We start from the raw sequence: 15,479 nt of genomic DNA on the forward strand, positions 1-15,479 counted from the left end.
AGTTCCGAATCCGAGGAGAGATCCATGAGCACCGCGGTCGACGACGCCGCCGCGCGGATGTCCGCGTTCATCCGCGACCCCTACCCCACGCTGGCCCGGATCCGCGAGGCCGGCGCGGTCTCCGTCATGGAGTTCGGCGAGGGCCTGCCGGTCTACCTGGTGACGCGCTACGAGGACGTCCGGGCCGCGCTGATGGACCCGCGGTTCGGCCAGGACGTCCGCCGCAGCCAGGCCATCGCGAGCGGGCGGGGCTCCGGTCTGACGCTCGGCTCGGAAGTCGTCCACATGCTCAACAGCGACCCGCCGGACCACACCCGGCTGCGCCGGCTGATCCAGGGCGTCTTCACCCGCCGGCGGGTCGACCTGATGCGGCCGATGGTCGAGCGCATCACCGGCGGCCTGCTGGAGGGGCTGGTCGGACGGGAGAGCGCCGACCTGGTGACCGACTTCGCCTTCCCGCTGCCGATCATGGTCATCTGCGAGCTGCTGGGCTTCCCCCCGGAGGACATGCGGGCCTTCCGCACCTGGTCGACGGCGATCCTCACCCAGGGCGGCGAGCTGTCGTTCCACCAGGCCACCGCCGAACTCAACGACTACCTGCGGGAGTTGATGGCCGAACGGAGGTCTTCGCCGCGCGCGGACATCCTCACCGACCTGGTGCGGGCCAGCGACGCCGGTGAACTCACCGAGCAGGAGGTCTTCTCGATGGTCTTCCTGCTGCTCATCGGCGGCCACGAGACCACCGTCAACCTGCTCGGCACCGCCACCCTGGCGCTGCTCCACCACCCCGACCAGCTCGCCTGGCTGCGCGCCAACCCGGCGGCGATGCCGGTCGCGATCGACGAGTTCCTGCGCTACGAGTCCCCGGTGAGCATGGCCACGCTGCGCTTCACCAACGCCGACGTGATGGTCGACGACGTGGAGATCCCGGCGGACGAGCTGGTGCTGCTCTCGCTCGGCGCCGCCAACCGGGACCCGGCCCGCTTCACCGATCCCGACCGGCTGATCCTGGACCGGGGCGATCCGGGCCACCTGGCCTTCGGGCAGGGCCTGCACCGGTGCCTCGGCTCCTTCCTCGGCAAGCTGGAGAGCGAGGTCGCGCTGACCGGCCTGCTGGAGCGCTTCACCCGGATCGAGCTGGCCGCCGAGGAGGAGACCCTGCCCTGGCGCAACACGGTCATGCTGCGCGGCCTCGAATCGCTGCCGGTCTCGCTCGATGGCTAGCAGCACGGGGGCCCGCGACGCGGGGACGGGCAAGGCGGAGGCAGGCGGGGCGGAGGCGGGCCCGGCGGGGACGGGCCGTGCGGCGGGGCTGTCGCGGTTCCGCCCCCGGATCGGCCTGGCGCCGCTGCGCTCGCGCGGCTACCGGCTGCTGGTGATCGGGCAGGGCACCTCGGAGTTCGGCAACGCCTTCCAGGTGGTCGCCCTGCCGCTGCTGGTCTACTCGCTCGGCGGAGGCGCCCGCCAGTTGAGCCTGGTGGTCGCCGCCTACGGCGCGGGACGGCTGGCCGCGACGCCGCTCGGCGGGGTGCTCGCCGACCGGTTCGGCGCCTGGCGGGTGATGATGGCCGCCGACCTCGGCCGGCTGCTCGCCACTGCCGGGCTGTGCGCGGTCGCGGCCGGCGGGGCGGCGGCGTACTGGCTGATCGGCGGGCTCGCGCTGCTGGTCGGCCTCGGGGCGGGGGTGTTCCTGCCGGCCGCCTGGGCGATCACGCCGACCCTGCTGCCCGCCGAGGAGCTGCACGCGGGCAACGCGCTGAACAGCACGGTCACCTTCGCCGCCGGTCTGCTCGGCCCGGCGGCGGCCGGCCCGCTGGTCGCCTGGCTCGACCCGGCCGCCGCCCTGGGCCTGGACGCGGCGACCTTCGCCGTGTCGGCGGCGACCCTGCTGCTGATCGGCCGCCGCAGCCTCGTCGCACCGCCGCGCCCGATCTCCGAACGCGCCTCCGTGCCCCGGAACTTCCGTGTCCTCCTGCGGGAGTCGCCGCTGCTGCGCGCGGTGCTGACGGTGACGGTGATCGCGAACCTGACGGTGGGCGGCGCCACCCGGGTCGCCCTGCCGGCCCTGGCCACCGACGGCTTCGCCGCCGGCGCCGTCGGGCTGGGCCTGCTGCTGGCCGCGTTCACCGGCGGCGCGCTGGTCGGCGGCCTCTTCGCGGCCGGCCTCACCGGGGTCCGCTCGCGGGGCCGCACGGCGATGCGCTCCGGCCTGGTGATGGGCGCGGCGATCGGCCTGGTGCCGTTCACCGGTCTCGTCGGCGCCGTCCTGCTGCTGTGCCTGGCCGGCGGCGCCAGCACGGTGACCAACGTGCTCGTCGTCACCGGCGTGCAGAAGAGCACCCCGCCCGCGCTGCTGGCCCGGGTCATGGCGGCCGTCACCTTCTGCGGGCTGGGGGTCTTCCCGGTCTCGGTGATCGTGGCCGGCGCGGCCGTGGACGCGTTCGGCAGCCAGGGCGTGTTCGCGGCCACCGGCCTCTGCCTGCTGGGCGCCTTCGGCTACGCGCTGACCAGGCGCGAGATCCGCGAGCTGTGAGCCCGGCGGCGGTGGGCCGCGCCGCCGGGCCGGGGCACCGGGAGTCGGTCAGCTCGCACAGGTGAGGGTGACCCGCCAGTAGCCGGCCGTGACCACCTCGCGCTCCGCGCCGCACTGGTCGTCGTCTCCCATCGGTGATATCGAGTAGCCGGTCGGGGGCTACGGCAGGGCAATTCCCGCCGGGCCACCGGTGACAAGCACGGGTGACGGCCGGTGCACCGGGACGGCGCAACGCTTCAGCCCGCGCGGGGCAACCGGCGGCCCTGCCCCTCGGGCCGGTGCTCGGTGATCCAGCGGGCGGCGAGGAGGCCGGAGACGGCGGTGAGGCCGGCCGCGGCGATGACGGTGGCGTTCAGGCCGAGGGCGTCGGCGAGGACACCCGCGACCAGGGCTCCGGCGGCGTAGCCGATGTCGCGCCAGAACCGGTACGTCCCCAGGGCATTGGCCCGCCAGGCCGGGTGCGCGTGGTCGGAGACGGAGGCGATCAGCGCCGGGTAGACCATGGCCGTCCCCAGGCCGAGGAGGACGGCGGAGAGGATGCCCGCGAGCAGCGGGCGGTCGAGCAGGGCGAGGGCGAGGAGGAGGCCGGCGGCCTGGACGAGCATGCCGTGGACGATGAGCGGTTTGCGGCCGACGCGGTCGGCGAGGTGGCCGGTGGGAATCTGCCCGAGGCCCCACAGGATGGGGTAGAGGCCCTTGATGAGGCCGACGGCGGCCAGGCCGAGTCCGTGGTCGGTGAAGAGCAGCGGGAAGACTCCCCAGGTCAGGCCGTCGTTGAGGTTGTTGACCAGGCCGGCCTGGCTCGCACCGCGCAGCGAGCGGTTCCGCCAGGAGGTGCGGGTGAAGGTGGCCTTCAGACCGGTGTCCTCACCGGACGGCAGGGGCTCGGTGTGGTGGGCCAGTTCCAGCGCGACATGGGCGGCGGTGTCGCGGACGACCAGGGCCAGGGCGAGGCCGGCGACGACGAAGACGACGCCGATGAGCTCGGGGACGGGGCGCAGGCCGTAGCCGGTGGCGAGGTAGCCGGTGATCAGCGCGGTGGTGCCGACGGCGGTGTAGCCGGCGGCCTCGTTCAGGCCGGTGGCGAGCCCCCGGCGGGCGGGGCCGACGAGGTCGATCTTCATGGTGACCGTCATCGACCAGGTCAGGCCCTGGTTGAGGCCGAGCAGGACGTTGGCCGCGACGATCCAGCCCCAGGACGGCGCCCAGGCGAGCGCGAAGGGGACGGGGACGCCGATCAGCCAGCCGGTTACCAGCAGCCGCTTGCGGCGGAAGCGGGCGGTGAGCGCCCCGGCCGCGAGGTTGGTCAACGCCTTGGTCAGGCCGAAGGCGATGATGAAGGAGAAGACGGCCGGAGCGCTGGTCAGGCCGAACGTCTCGGAGCCGATCAGCGGGACGGTGGTGCGTTCCAGGCCGACCAGCCCGCCGACGCAGACGTTGACGATGACCAGCAGGGTGAACTGCAGCCGGTTCTCCCGCAGGCCGAGCCGCACGGTCCGCCCGGCGGCGTCACTCGCGGCGGCGTCGCTCGCGGTGATGGCGGGCGGGGTGGCGGCGGGCGGGGTGGTCACGGGCGCGAGGCCCACGGCGTCCTCCAGGATCCGGGAGCGGGGTGCTGGTCACCTCCACCAGACTCCCCTACGATAATCCATGGATTTATGGAGGATGCCTTGCCGGAGAACACGGGAAACGCGAAGAGCGCGACGAAGGCGCGGCTGTACGACGCGTTCGCGGCCAGCGGAAAGGCGCTGGCCAGCGGAAAGCGTCTGGAGCTGCTGGATCTGCTGGCCCAGGGCGAGCGCACCGTCGACGCGCTGGCGAAGGCGGCCGGGCTGAACCTGACCACCGCGTCCGCGCATCTGCAGACGCTCAAGCAGGCCGGCTTCGTCGCGACCCGCCGCGAGGGCGTGCGCATCCACTACCGGCTGGCCGGGGACGACGTCGCCCAGCTGTTCGCACTGCTGCGCAAGGTCGCCGAGGCCCACCAGGCCGCCGTGCCCGCCGCGCGGGACGCCTACCTCGGCGAGGACGCCGCCGCCGAGGTCAGCCGTGAGGAACTGCGGCTGCGCATCGCCGCCGGGGACGTCGTCCTGCTCGACGTGCGGCCGGCCGAGGAGTACCGGGCCGGGCACATCCCCGGCGCGCTCTCCATCCCGGTCGAGGAGCTCGCCGACCGGATCGGCGAGCTGCCCGAGGGCCCGGAGATCGTCGTCTACTGCCGCGGCGAGTACTGCGTCCTGGCCTACGACGCCGTACGGCTGCTGACCGACCTCGGCCGCCGCGCGATCCGGCTCGACGACGGCATGCTCGAGTGGCGGCTCTCGGAGCTGCCCGTCGACGCCTCCGACCAGGCGTAGGAGCCCTCCCCACCGCTCCCCCACCGCTCACCACCGCTCCGAGAGAGACCATGACCAGCACCGCGCCCACCCGCACGAGGGCCTCCGTACCCGACCCCGCCGACGCCCAGCCCCGGATCCTGCGCGTCCTGGTCGCCTCCCAGGTCCTCAGCGGCGCGGGGCTCGCGGCGGGCGTCACCGTCGGCGCCCTCCTGGCCCAGGACATGCTCGGCTCCACCGGTCTCGCCGGACTGCCCAGCGCCGTGTTCACCGGCGGATCCGCGCTCGCCGCCGTCGCGGTCGGCCGCATCTCGCAGGCCCGCGGCCGCCGCCCCGGGCTCGCCGCCGGCTACCTCACCGGCGCCGTCGGCTCGGCCGGCGTCATCGTCGCCGCCGTTCTGGACAACCCCGTCCTGCTGTTCCTCGCCCTGTTCGTCTACGGCGCGGGGACGGCCACCAACCTCCAGGCCCGCTACGCCGGAGCCGACCTCGCCGCGCCCGGCCACCGCGCCCGCGCCGTCTCCACCGTCCTGGTCGCGACCACCCTCGGCGGCGTGGCCGGACCGAACCTCGCCGCGCCCACCGGCCACCTCGCCGAGCGACTCGGCATCCCGAACCTCGCCGGCCCCTTCATCCTCGCCGGCGCCGCCTACGCGCTGGCCGCGCTCGTGCTCACCCTCCGGCTGCGCCCCGACCCACTGCTGCTGGCCCGCACCGTCGCCCGGGCCGAGCAGGCCGGCGCCGCGGCCCACCCGGCCGGCTCCGGTGCCGCCGGCACCGGCGAGGGCCGCGGCGGCGTGCTCCTCGGCGCGCTGGTCATGGTCCTCACCCAGCTCGTCATGGTGGCGATCATGACCATGACGCCGGTCCACATGCACGACCACGGCCACGGCACCGCCGCCTCCGGAGCCGTCATCGCCGTCCACATCGGCGCCATGTACCTGCCCTCCCCGCTGACCGGCTGGCTGGTCGACCGCTACGGCCGGATGACGGTCGCCGCCGCCTCCGGGATCACCCTGCTGGCGGCCGGCCTCCTCGCGGCCGCCGCGCCCGGCGGCTCCGTCGCGCTGCTCGCGCTCGCCCTGGCCCTGCTGGGGCTGGGCTGGAACTTCGGCCTCGTCTCCGGCACCGCGATCATCACCGACACCGTGCCGCTCGCCACCCGCGCCAGGACCCAGGGGCTGGTCGACGTCTCGATCGCGATCGCCGGCGCCACCGGCGGCATGGCCTCCGGCCTCGTGGTCGCCGCGACCAGTTACCCCGCCCTCGCCCTCACCGGCGGCGCCCTCGCCCTCGCCCTGCTGCCCGCCGTCGCGGCCACCGCCTACCGCCGGTGAATCCCCCGGACCTCGCGCGGAAGCCCGGCAGGACGGCGTCCGCGTCCTGCCGGGCGGCGAGACCGGGCGCCGGTCCTGCCTCCGTGCCGGAACGTCACTGGTTCCGGGTCTGGTTCTGCGTCTGATCCTGGGTCGGGCTCCCGGTCTGGCCCTGGTCCTGGCCGTAGGGGACGGCGAGGATCGCACCCGGATTCGTCAGGTGGGTGGTCGGGGTGCCGCCCTCGCCGCGGACCATGTGCCGGCCCTCGCTGTCGGTGGCGATGTACAGCGTCTTGCCGTCCGGGCTGAGGGTGATGTCGCGGTAGCGGTTGACCGTCCGGTAGAGCTCCCGGTAGTGCTTGCCGTCCCTGGAGAGCTTGAAGACGGTGCCGTTCTTCATCGAGGCGACGAGCACGTCGTCCCCGTACACCTTGAGCCCGCCGGGGGCGATGGTCGGCCAGCACATGTAGGCGGACGCCGCATCGGGGCAGACCGGTGTCGGACCGAAGTCGTGCCCGCTGTCGACGGTCGTCCCGAACGTGCTGAGCGGGGAGACCGTCTCCCTGGTGAAGTCGCTCTCCTTCGTCGTCGGCACCTGGGCCGGCGGCGAGCCCGGGTCGGCGTCGAAGGGGATGTTCTGGCAGCCGCCGACGGCCTGCGACCAGTTGGAGTAGACGTACGCCCGGTCGTCCTTCCACCCCGCGACGTTCGGCCAGCCGTAGTTGCCGCCCTCCTCGATGCGGTTGAACTCGTCGTCGGTGAGCGGTCCGTTCTCGGCCGTGTAGAGCGTGGTGCCGCCGAAGTCCATGCCGTCCGGGTTGCGCATGCCGTAGGCGTAGATGTGGCTGCGGACACCGTTCAGCTCGGGGTTGTCCTCGGGGACGGAGCCGTCCGGGTCGATGCGCAGGACCTTGCCCTGGTAGAGCGACCAGTCCGACGCGGCGATCTGCTCGGCGGTCGGCAGCTCCTGCGCGAGGTTCGGCCGGCAGTAGTTGGCCAGGTAGTTGTGGCCCTGGTCGCCGATCGAGTAGTAGAGCTTGCCGTCCGGCCCGTACCGGAGCCGGGCCGACTGGTGATCGTTGTGCCCCGGCAGCCCCGTCAGGACGGGCCGCTCGTCGGAGAGCACACCGTCCTTCGCCGTATAGCGGACGATCTTCGTCGCCGAGGCGCCGCCGTTCTTGTAGGTGTAGGCGAGGTAGAGGTAGTCGCTGTGCTTGCCCTTGCCGAAGTCGGGGTGCAGCGTGAATCCCAGTACGCCGTCCTGCCCGCCCTGACTGTGGAAGGCCTTCCCCGTGAGGTCGAGGGCGGTGGCCCTGGCACCGCTCCGCGGGTCGACCCGGGTGACCTTGAGCCCGGACTTCTCGCTGACCCACAGCTGTCCGTCGGGGGCGTAGGCGAGCTCGAACGGGTCGCCCAACCCCTCCGTCACCACCCTCACCCGGGTCTGCGGACTCCGCTGCGCGACGGTCCTGCCGCCGAACGCCTCTCCCCCGCCGCCGGAGCCCGACGTGACCAGCACGGCGGCGGGGATCAGGGCCAGCGCGACCGGGAGCCTTCTCATGGCACCTCCCACCCGCCGTGACGACGGGTGTCATGGTTTCCGAATGACCGGATCCGGCGGCTCGATCACCGTCCGGCGTCCCGCCATCACCGTAGGTCGCCATTCTCGCGTCCGCATCCCTCACTGAACCGGAGGCGTGGCCGACCGAGGTGCTCTCCGTCGTGCCCCGGGTCGCCGCAGCCGACCGGCCCGGCCACCTCGTGCGGATCGGGTCGGCCGACGGCGGCCCGGTGGCCGCCTCCAGCGGCGTCCGGCTCCGTCAGACGGTGACCCGCTCGGTGTGCTCCGCCGGGAGGCCGGACTGCCCGGCGTTCTGCCCGGCGTTCTGCTCGGCGTTCTGCTCGGCGGTGGCGGAGGTGTTCTCCCGGGGCGCGGGAAGCACGGCCATGATCACGGCGGAGATCACGATCGTCGCCGCCCAGGCGAGCCCGTAGCGGCCGACGGGGGTGTCGGAGAGCGGGCCGGCGAACCAGTCGCACCTGGTGAAGGCGAGCCCGGTCAGCAGCGCGAGCACCCAGGACACCATGGCCTGCCAGCAGAAGCCGCCCGCGTACCAGTAGCGGCTGCTCCGGCCGGTGTCCATCAGCGCGGCCGCGTCGTACCGCACCGCACGCGACCGGCGCCGGAACATGTCCACCGCGTAGACGCCGATCCAGGCCGAGAAGGAGACCGCGAGCAGGGTCAGGAAGGTGATGAAGGAGCCCAGGAAGCTCTTGGCGACCAGCATCAGCAGCAGGCCGCCGACCAGCGAGATCACGGCGTTGATGCTGACGGCGAGGGCGCGCGGCAGCTTCACGCCCATGGTCTGGGCGGTGAAGCCGGCCGAGTACATGGAGAGGCTGTTGATCAGCAGCATGCCCACGACGGCGGTCAGCAGGTAGGGCACGGCCAGCCAGGTCGGCAGCAGGTCGCCGAGGAAGGAGACCGGGTCGGCGGCATCGGCCAGGCCGGGCGAGGCCACCGCCATCACGGCGCCCATCAGCACCATGGGCACCACCACCAGGCCGGCGCCGGAGACCGTCACGCCGACGATGCTCCGGCCGGAGGCGGCGTGCGGCAGGTAGCGGGCGAAGTCCGGACCGGTGGGGACCCAGCTGATGCCGCCGGCCGCGATGGTCCCGATGCCGGCGATCATCATCGCGGTGGTGCCGGCGGGCTTCGCGAAGACCTCGCTCCAGTGGATGGTCGCGATCAGGTAGCCCAGCACCAGGACGCTGAAGACACCGAAGAGGTACGTCGACCAGGTGTTGCAGACGTTCAGCGCCTTGCGGCCCATCCCGGAGACCAGGAAGGTGCAGCCGACGAAGAGGAAGAGCGTGATCACGATCAGCGCGGTGTTGCTCTTGACGCCGAAGACCAGGTCGAGCACGGTCAGCACGGCGTAGGCGCCGGTGACGGCGTTGATCGTCTCCCAGCCGAACCGGGCCACCCAGAGCACCGCGCCGGGGAAGAGGTTGCCGCGCACGCCGAAGGTGGCCCGGGAGAGCGTGGCCCCCGGGGCCCCGCCCCACTTCCCGGAGACCGACACCAGGCCGACCATGCCGAAGGAGACGAGCGCGGCGCACGCGGCGACGATCAGGACCTGCCAGAAGCTCAGCCGGTTGAACACCACCAGGGCCGCACCCATGGTGAGCAGCAGGACGCTGATGTTCGCCGCGACCCAGGTCGGGAAGAGCTCACGGACTCTGCCCCGGCGCTCGTGGTCCGGGACGGGCTCGATCCCGCGGGTCTCTATCGCGCTGTCGGTGTCGGCGGTGGACGGGTTGTCCATGAGGGTGGCTCCGTGCAGGTCAAGCGGGCGATAGATCGGACAAAAAGGATCTATAGGGAACTCTTCGCGCGTAGCGCTCCGGTCGAGTCATCCTACTTGCTCACGATGTGACCGGTTTGAGCCGCTGCTGCCGGGAGCGGGCGCCGGGCGCCCCGGGAACGGGAACGGCCGGCGGGTCCCGTGGACCTGCCGGCCGTGCTCCGGTGACGCCGAGGTCAGCGGGGGGTGATCTCGCCCATCTCGCCCCAGCCGTCCATGCCGGGGATCTCGATCGAGACGATCCGCGGCTTGGCGGCCACCGCGTAGGACAGGTCGTCCATGGCCTTCACGAAGTGCGCGGACTCCACGTGCTCCTTGCCCGCGTCGCCGTCCCGGAACGCCTCGACCAGGACGAACTCGTGGGGATCCTCGACGCTGCGGGACCACTCGAAGAAGAGGTTGCCGGGCTCGTTGCGGGTGGCCTGGGTGAAGTCGTCGACGAGGGCGAGCCAGTCGTCGGCGCGCTCGGGGCGGACGGCGAACTTGACCGTGATGAAGATCATGGGACTTCCTTCCGTTCCACGTTCACACGTGGCGGTGCGGTTGGGTGGAGCAATCGTCGCAGGTCAGGAGGCCTGTCTGCGACACGGGTCGCACCACGGAGGCGTCCGGGTCACCCTGGAGCGCGCCGCCTGCCCGCCGTCAGCCGGTGAAGCCGGGGACGACGGTGACGCCCTCCCCGCCCCGGGTGCGGTCCAGGACCAGGCGGGCGACGGCGATGTCCAGCGAGCCGAGGCCGAAGGGCGAGTAGACGGCGATCCGGCCGCGGTCCGGCCGGGCCCGGCCGAGCAGGTAGTCGCCGACCGGGCGGATCTCCGCGCGTTCCACCAGGCCCGCGTCGACGGCCAGGCCCAGCGAGGTCCGCTCGCGCAGCGCGTGCGACACCTCGTCGACGACGTGCACGGCGCCCGCCATCGCCTCGGCGGTCAGGTCGCGCAGCGACATGTGGAGCACCACCGCGCCGGGGGTGAACCAGGCCGGATCGGCGAGGTGCGGCTGCACGGCCGTGGTGGCGAGCAGGACGAGGTCGGCGCCGGCCAGCGCCTCGCGGGTGCTGTCGACGGCGAGCACCTCGCCGGCCCGGTCGGCGAAGGCGGCGGCGAACGAGGCGGCCCGCTCGGGGAGCAGGTCGTGGACCGCGATCGAGTCGAACTTCCAGCCGTCGGCGAGCAGTTCCCGCACCGTGGTCTCGGCGATGTAGCCGGTGCCGACCACCGCGAGCCGCCCGGCCGTGCGCTCACCACCGGTCAGCGCGTGCGCACCGACCACCGCGGACAGCGCCGTGCGGTAGCCGCTGATCCGGGCACCCTCGATGACGGCGGTCGGGAAGCCGGTGCGCAGGTCGTTGAGCACGATCAGCGCGGAGGCCCGGGGCAGGCCGAGGTCGTGGTTGCCGGGGAAGCTGGAGATCCACTTGATGCCCATCGCCGGGTTCTCCCCCGGGACGTACGCGGGCAGCGCGATGATCCGCTCGCGGCGCGCCGGGTCCGGGTCGGGGCGCAGGAAGAGGCTGTCCGGGTTGACCAGCCGCCCCTCGGCGGCGTGGACGTACACCTGCTCGACCACGGCCCGGGACTCCCGGGCGAGGCCGGCGAGCGCGGCGTCCACCACGGCACGCGGCAGCACGCTCAGCTCGTGGGCGGGGTCCGGCTCGGCGTTCGGCGGTATGGCGTTCAACGGTGCTCCTCGGTGACGGCGGACGGACGGGGGCGGTGACGTGCGGGGACGGGCCGGCCGGTGGTCACCGGCCGGCCCGGGGGCGGATCAGCGCAGCAGCGAGAACTTCTTGGTCAGCGGGTCGATCAGCTCGCGCGGCCCGAACAGCGCGACCCCGTAGTAGTCGAGCGACTCCTCGGGGGTGGCCTTCATGCGCTCCAGCTGGTCGGCGAAGTCGCCACCGGTCATCTCGCCGGTGAAGTCGGTGTGCAGCAGCCCGGCCGCGGCGGACTCCTCGCGCAGCTTCCGCAGCCAGGCGGGCCGCCCCTCCAGGACCACCAGGGACAGTCCGGAGACCGGCGCGTGCCGGCCGCCGTCGCCATCGGTGTAGGCGAGGAACGACATGTCGGCGAGCAGCTCCGGCCGTTCGGCGGCGGCCCGGGCGGCGAGCGCCAGGCACATGTGCGAGGCGGCGTTGGCGGCGACGCCCGGGGGCAGCTTGGCCTTGAGCGCGACCACGAACTTGTAGCGGGTGTCGACCGCGGAGGGGTCCACGAGGAGGGAGTCGAGCTGGTGCATGACGGTGCGCTTTCTCTATCGGTGGTACGGGTGGGACAGGAAGGACGGGGACGGTCGGTCAACGGGCCGCCGGGTAGCGCAGGAAGGACTCCACGGCCGCCGGGTTGATCCGGTAGCCGGGCCGGCCCTGGATGACCGTGCTGGGGTCGAAGGTGAACGTGGTGGCCTGCCGGAAGCGCTCCTGGGCGACGCCCCGGAAGCGCCGCACGCTCTGCGCCAGGGCGGCCGAGGTCCGCCCGGTGCGCGCGGACAGCTCGGCCGCGGACAGCAGCGGCACGTCGCGGCCCTCGGTCCGGCAGCGGGTGAACTCCTCGCCCAGGACGTCCAGGATGTCGGTCAGCGGATCGGGCGTCTGCTCGTAGACGGTGATCCCCTCGATCGACAGCAGCCTTCCGTAGAGCGCCACTTCGACATGGACGGGCTGGTCCGGCAGCTTCGCGAGCGGGCGCTCCAGGATCGGCGCGGGCACCGCGTAGCGCGAACGCAGACCCATGTAGTGGGCGAGCGCGCGGCGCGCCGCCTCGTCGGCCGGCGCCGGTTCGTCGCCGCCGCTCTGCAGGCAGTCCACCGCGGCCCTCAGGAGGTCGGGGACCTTGCTGCGCAACTGCTTGGTGTAGCGGCCGATCCACTCCACCGTCGCGGCCCTGCCGTGCAGCCGGGCGTGGATGATCGCGGCGTCCAGCAGCGCGATGTCGCCCTGCCGGCCGAGGCCGGAGTGCCCGAGCCGGTCGTGCAGGTCCAGCGCGGCGCCGATGAGGTGCTGTGAGGTGGGGCCGACCGGGCTGGCGCGCAGCATCCGGTGCCAGCCGGCGTACGCGGTGAGCTGGGCGTTCCAGTCGCGGGACAGGCTGCCGAGGCGGCGGGCGAGCAGCTGGAAGATGTACGGGTAGGGCGAGGCGGGGAAGGACATCCAGCCGAAGGAGAAGAGGTCCAGCGCGGCGACGAAGTCCCGCCGGGCGCGGTACTTGCAGGCGGAGAGCAGCAGTTCGCTGGTGCGCAGGTAGCGCTGGAGTATCGTGCGGTCCTGCTCGGCGAGGGCCTTCGGCCAGAGCGTGACCGACTCGACGAAGGTGCTGTAGACGCCGCTCTGGACGTCGCCGAGCTGGAACACCGGTTCGCCGTCCTCGGCCACCGGGTACCGCGCGAGCACCTCGGTGATGTACTGGCGCTGCTCCTCGACGGTCGCGGCTGCCTCGTCGTCCCGACCCAGGGTCAGCTGGACTATCACGATGTCGGTGAACAGCCAGGCGGCGTCGGCGTGGTAGCGGTAGGCGCGGTAACGGGCGAGGGAGTCCCGGAACAGCGGCTCGGCCTGCTCGGCCCGGTCGTCGGCGGCCGTGTCGAGGGCCTCGCACCAGACGCTGAAGGAGCTCGTGGTGAACGGCTCCTCGCCGCCGGCGAAGCCGAGTTCGGCCGCCAGCCGGGCGAGGGCCGCGGGGAACACCGAAGCGGGGTAGGCGGACCACCCCTGGCTGAGGTGGTCCGCGACCTCCACGAGCGTCCGCGGATCGCGGTCGTCCACGGCGCGGTCGAGGAGCCCGATCAGCTCCTTGAACCGCGGCATGATCCGGCCGGTGTGGAGGAAGGAGTTCTCCTCGTAGGTCCGGGCCACGTTGAGCAACCCGTCGGCGACCGAGCCGTTGCCGTCGAGCCGGCCGCACAGGGCCGCCAGCAGCAGGGTGCGGGCCACCGCGTGCTCGTCCGACTGGACGAGCCCCGGGCCGGACAGGCGGCCGAGCTCGTCCAGGGCGGGGCGGGGACCGTTGCCGTCGGCGTAGGCTTCGAGCGCTCGGTAGATCTCGGGCAGTACGTGCATCTGGTCTTCCTCATCGGCTGGTTCCGGTCCTCCTGCGGGGAGGCCGACCACTGTCTATCCCATACCGGCCGTGCAGTACGGCCGGCACACGCTCAGCGGCGTGACCGATTCGCCGATGGAGTCGAGCCATGCGTCGTTGTAGATGGTGCTCTGGTACTTCTCCCCGCCGTCGGCGCAGATGCACAACGGGTCGGTGATTTCGGGGTGTTCGGCGAGGTGCCGCACGCAGGCGGCGACCACCGCGCCGGAGGAGCCGCCGAGGTGGATGCCCGCCTCGCGCAGCACGAGCCGGCAGTAGTAGGCCGCCTCGCCGATGTCGGCGTACGTCACGTGGTCGATCATGTGCGGTTCCACGAAGGACGTGTGGCGGCTGGCACCGATGCCCGACAGGTGCCGGGTGCCGGGTGTGCCGCCGAGGGCGACCGATCCCTTGATGTCGACGGCCACCAGGCTGGTCCTCGGACTGTGCTCGCGGAAGCACTCGGCGAGGCCGGCGAAGGTGCCGCCGGTGGAGACGGCGGCGAACAGCGCGTCGGGCGGGTTGGCGCCGAACTGGCCGAGGATCTCCGGGCCCGTCATGGTCCGGTGGATCTCCGGGTTGCGCCGGTTCTCGTACTGGTTGGCCCAGACGTAGCGGTCGTCGCCGGCCAGGAGCTCCTCGACCCGGGCGAGCCGGGAGAGCAGGTAGCCGCCGACCGGGTCCGGCCGGTCGACCTCGATGACGGTGGCCCCGAGTTCGGCGAGCCGGTCCCGGCACTCGGCCGTGATCATGGGATCGACCACGGCCGAGAAGCCGACGCCCAGGTAGCGCGCCATGCTCGCGAGTGCCACCCCGAGGTTCCCGGACGTCGACTCCAGGAGTTCCACCCCGGGCCGGAGCCGGCCCTCCTCGGCCAGCCCGCGCACCAGGCCGTACGCGGTACGGGCCTTGACGGAGCCGGTGAGGTTGTGGCCCTCCAGCTTGAGGTGGATCCTCCGGGGCCGGCCGTCGACCTCGATGGTCACCGTCTTGACCGGGGTGAGTCCGAGTAACGTCTGGAAGCGGTCGAGGTGTTGTCGGAAGAGCATCGCAGGGGTACTCCCGGTGCGTTCCATCACGGTCTCACGGGGACGCCGTCACGCAGACTTGTCGACGGTGGCGTACACGACCCAGTTGTCGTGGGTGTGCGGGTAGGGACGGAAGTCGCCGTGCGGCGGGTCGTCCCAGGAGACGCGGTCCAGTTCGAGGATCGTCCAGTCCGTGAACAGGGCCCGGATGTCGTCCTCCTCGTAGTAGCGGAAGAGGGTGTCCTTGTAGGCGAAGGTGTGCTTGCCGATCTCCTCGCCCTCGCCGTAGGTGCCGTCGGTGGTGGTGAAGGCGTTGGTGACGAAGAGCCCGCCCGGAGTGACGATCCGCCGGGCCTCGGCGACGAGGTCGGTCGGGTCCTGGATCTGCCCGAAGACGTCGAAGCAGGTGACCGCGTCGACCGAGGAGTCGATCAGCGGGAGGGTGGTGGCGTCGGCGCGCAGCAGGAACGAGCGGCGCTCGATGATCCGGCGGGCGTGGGCGAGACCGGTCGGCGCGATGTCCACGCCGAGGGCGTTGAAGCCGGCCGCGGCGAGCGCCGCGAGGTTGCGTCCGTCGCCGCAGCCGAGGTCGACCACGGTGCCGATCTCCCGCTTGCGCAGCGCCTCGACGGCGGCGGGGATGACGGGGATCGGGTCCTCCTGCCAGAGCGGGCCCTCGCTCTGCTCCTGGTAGGCCTTCTCCCAGCCGTACTGGAGGTCCTTGTAGGTCTCTGAGCTTGTCATCTTGACTCCCTTAGTTGACTTACGACTAGCATCTTAGGCGTTCCAATTGACATGGCAAGGGCATCTCGCCATGTGGTCCCC

13 protein-coding genes are annotated in these 15,479 nt (G+C 72.6%); 4 read left to right on the forward strand and 9 right to left on the reverse strand.

What is annotated here, in order from left to right; all coding sequences use genetic code 11:
- Positions 1–24: 24 nt before the first annotated feature.
- Both ABT093_RS25075 and ABT093_RS25080 read left to right on the forward strand, forming a co-directional pair.
- Positions 25–1,224, forward strand: a complete 1,200-nt coding sequence (locus tag ABT093_RS25075; RefSeq protein WP_350568274.1) for a cytochrome P450 family protein — start codon at positions 25–27, stop codon at positions 1,222–1,224.
- Positions 1,217–2,533: an MFS transporter gene (locus tag ABT093_RS25080; RefSeq protein ID WP_350568276.1), complete on the forward strand. Its 1,317-nt coding sequence runs from the start codon at positions 1,217–1,219 to the stop codon at positions 2,531–2,533. The genes ABT093_RS25075 and ABT093_RS25080 overlap by 8 nt, the downstream gene beginning before the upstream one ends.
- Positions 2,534–2,769: 236 nt before the next feature.
- Here the strand turns inward: ABT093_RS25080 and ABT093_RS25085 are convergent, their stop codons facing one another.
- A complete protein-coding gene (locus ABT093_RS25085; protein WP_350568279.1) occupies positions 2,770–4,119 on the reverse strand; it encodes an MFS transporter in 1,350 nt (449 codons plus the stop codon).
- A gap of 84 nt (positions 4,120–4,203) precedes the next feature.
- Here ABT093_RS25085 and ABT093_RS25090 point away from each other — a divergent pair, with 84 nt between their 5' ends.
- Complete coding sequence (locus ABT093_RS25090; protein ID WP_350568281.1) at positions 4,204–4,890, forward strand: ArsR/SmtB family transcription factor; 687 nt, start codon at positions 4,204–4,206, stop codon at positions 4,888–4,890.
- Between the two features lie 50 nt (positions 4,891–4,940).
- Complete coding sequence (locus ABT093_RS25095) at positions 4,941–6,206, forward strand: MFS transporter (protein WP_350568283.1); 1,266 nt, start codon at positions 4,941–4,943, stop codon at positions 6,204–6,206.
- A gap of 94 nt (positions 6,207–6,300) precedes the next feature.
- Here the strand turns inward: ABT093_RS25095 and ABT093_RS25100 are convergent, their stop codons facing one another.
- The 8 genes from ABT093_RS25100 to ABT093_RS25135 all read right to left on the reverse strand — a co-directional run bounded on the left by ABT093_RS25100 (position 6,301) and on the right by ABT093_RS25135 (position 15,398).
- Positions 6,301–7,746, reverse strand: a complete 1,446-nt coding sequence (locus tag ABT093_RS25100; protein WP_350568286.1) for a glucose/sorbosone family PQQ-dependent dehydrogenase — start codon at positions 7,744–7,746, stop codon at positions 6,301–6,303.
- 259 nt (positions 7,747–8,005) lie between these two features.
- Complete coding sequence (locus ABT093_RS25105) at positions 8,006–9,517, reverse strand: purine-cytosine permease family protein (RefSeq protein ID WP_350568289.1); 1,512 nt, start codon at positions 9,515–9,517, stop codon at positions 8,006–8,008.
- A gap of 215 nt (positions 9,518–9,732) precedes the next feature.
- Positions 9,733–10,059, reverse strand: coding sequence for a putative quinol monooxygenase (locus ABT093_RS25110; protein WP_350568292.1), 327 nt, complete (start codon positions 10,057–10,059; stop codon positions 9,733–9,735).
- 139 nt (positions 10,060–10,198) lie between these two features.
- Positions 10,199–11,233: a 2,3-diaminopropionate biosynthesis protein SbnB gene (locus ABT093_RS25115; protein WP_350568294.1), complete on the reverse strand. Its 1,035-nt coding sequence runs from the start codon at positions 11,231–11,233 to the stop codon at positions 10,199–10,201.
- 87 nt (positions 11,234–11,320) lie between these two features.
- Complete coding sequence (locus ABT093_RS25120) at positions 11,321–11,791, reverse strand: DUF2000 domain-containing protein (protein WP_350568296.1); 471 nt, start codon at positions 11,789–11,791, stop codon at positions 11,321–11,323.
- 58 nt (positions 11,792–11,849) lie between these two features.
- Positions 11,850–13,607, reverse strand: coding sequence for a hypothetical protein (locus ABT093_RS25125; RefSeq protein ID WP_350568298.1), 1,758 nt, complete (start codon positions 13,605–13,607; stop codon positions 11,850–11,852).
- Positions 13,608–13,661: 54 nt separating this feature from the next.
- Positions 13,662–14,675, reverse strand: a complete 1,014-nt coding sequence (locus ABT093_RS25130) for a pyridoxal-phosphate dependent enzyme (RefSeq protein ID WP_350568300.1) — start codon at positions 14,673–14,675, stop codon at positions 13,662–13,664.
- Between the two features lie 48 nt (positions 14,676–14,723).
- The gene (locus tag ABT093_RS25135; protein WP_350568302.1) at positions 14,724–15,398 is read right to left on the reverse strand and encodes a class I SAM-dependent methyltransferase; all 675 of its coding nucleotides are present in this window, start codon (positions 15,396–15,398) and stop codon (positions 14,724–14,726) included.
- Positions 15,399–15,479: the final 81 nt, after the last annotated feature.

The sequence above is a fragment of the Kitasatospora sp. NPDC002551 genome, from assembly GCF_040296005.1.
In the GTDB taxonomy this organism is placed as follows: Bacteria; Actinomycetota; Actinomycetes; order Streptomycetales; family Streptomycetaceae; genus Kitasatospora.

Excerpts from the sequence above, each read along its gene's own strand:
- ABT093_RS25075 (WP_350568274.1), top strand. The coding sequence starts at position 25 with ATGAGCACCGCGGTCGACGACGCCGCCGCGCGGATGTCCGCGTTCATC.
- ABT093_RS25080 (WP_350568276.1), top strand. The coding sequence starts at position 1,217 with ATGGCTAGCAGCACGGGGGCCCGCGACGCGGGGACGGGCAAGGCGGAG.
- ABT093_RS25095 (WP_350568283.1), top strand. The coding sequence starts at position 4,941 with ATGACCAGCACCGCGCCCACCCGCACGAGGGCCTCCGTACCCGACCCC.
- ABT093_RS25100 (WP_350568286.1), bottom strand. The coding sequence starts at position 7,746 with ATGAGAAGGCTCCCGGTCGCGCTGGCCCTGATCCCCGCCGCCGTGCTG.
- ABT093_RS25105 (WP_350568289.1), bottom strand. The coding sequence starts at position 9,517 with ATGGACAACCCGTCCACCGCCGACACCGACAGCGCGATAGAGACCCGC.
- ABT093_RS25110 (WP_350568292.1), bottom strand. The coding sequence starts at position 10,059 with ATGATCTTCATCACGGTCAAGTTCGCCGTCCGCCCCGAGCGCGCCGAC.
- ABT093_RS25120 (WP_350568296.1), bottom strand. The coding sequence starts at position 11,791 with ATGCACCAGCTCGACTCCCTCCTCGTGGACCCCTCCGCGGTCGACACC.
- ABT093_RS25125 (WP_350568298.1), bottom strand. The coding sequence starts at position 13,607 with ATGCACGTACTGCCCGAGATCTACCGAGCGCTCGAAGCCTACGCCGAC.
- ABT093_RS25130 (WP_350568300.1), bottom strand. The coding sequence starts at position 14,675 with ATGCTCTTCCGACAACACCTCGACCGCTTCCAGACGTTACTCGGACTC.
- ABT093_RS25135 (WP_350568302.1), bottom strand. The coding sequence starts at position 15,398 with ATGACAAGCTCAGAGACCTACAAGGACCTCCAGTACGGCTGGGAGAAG.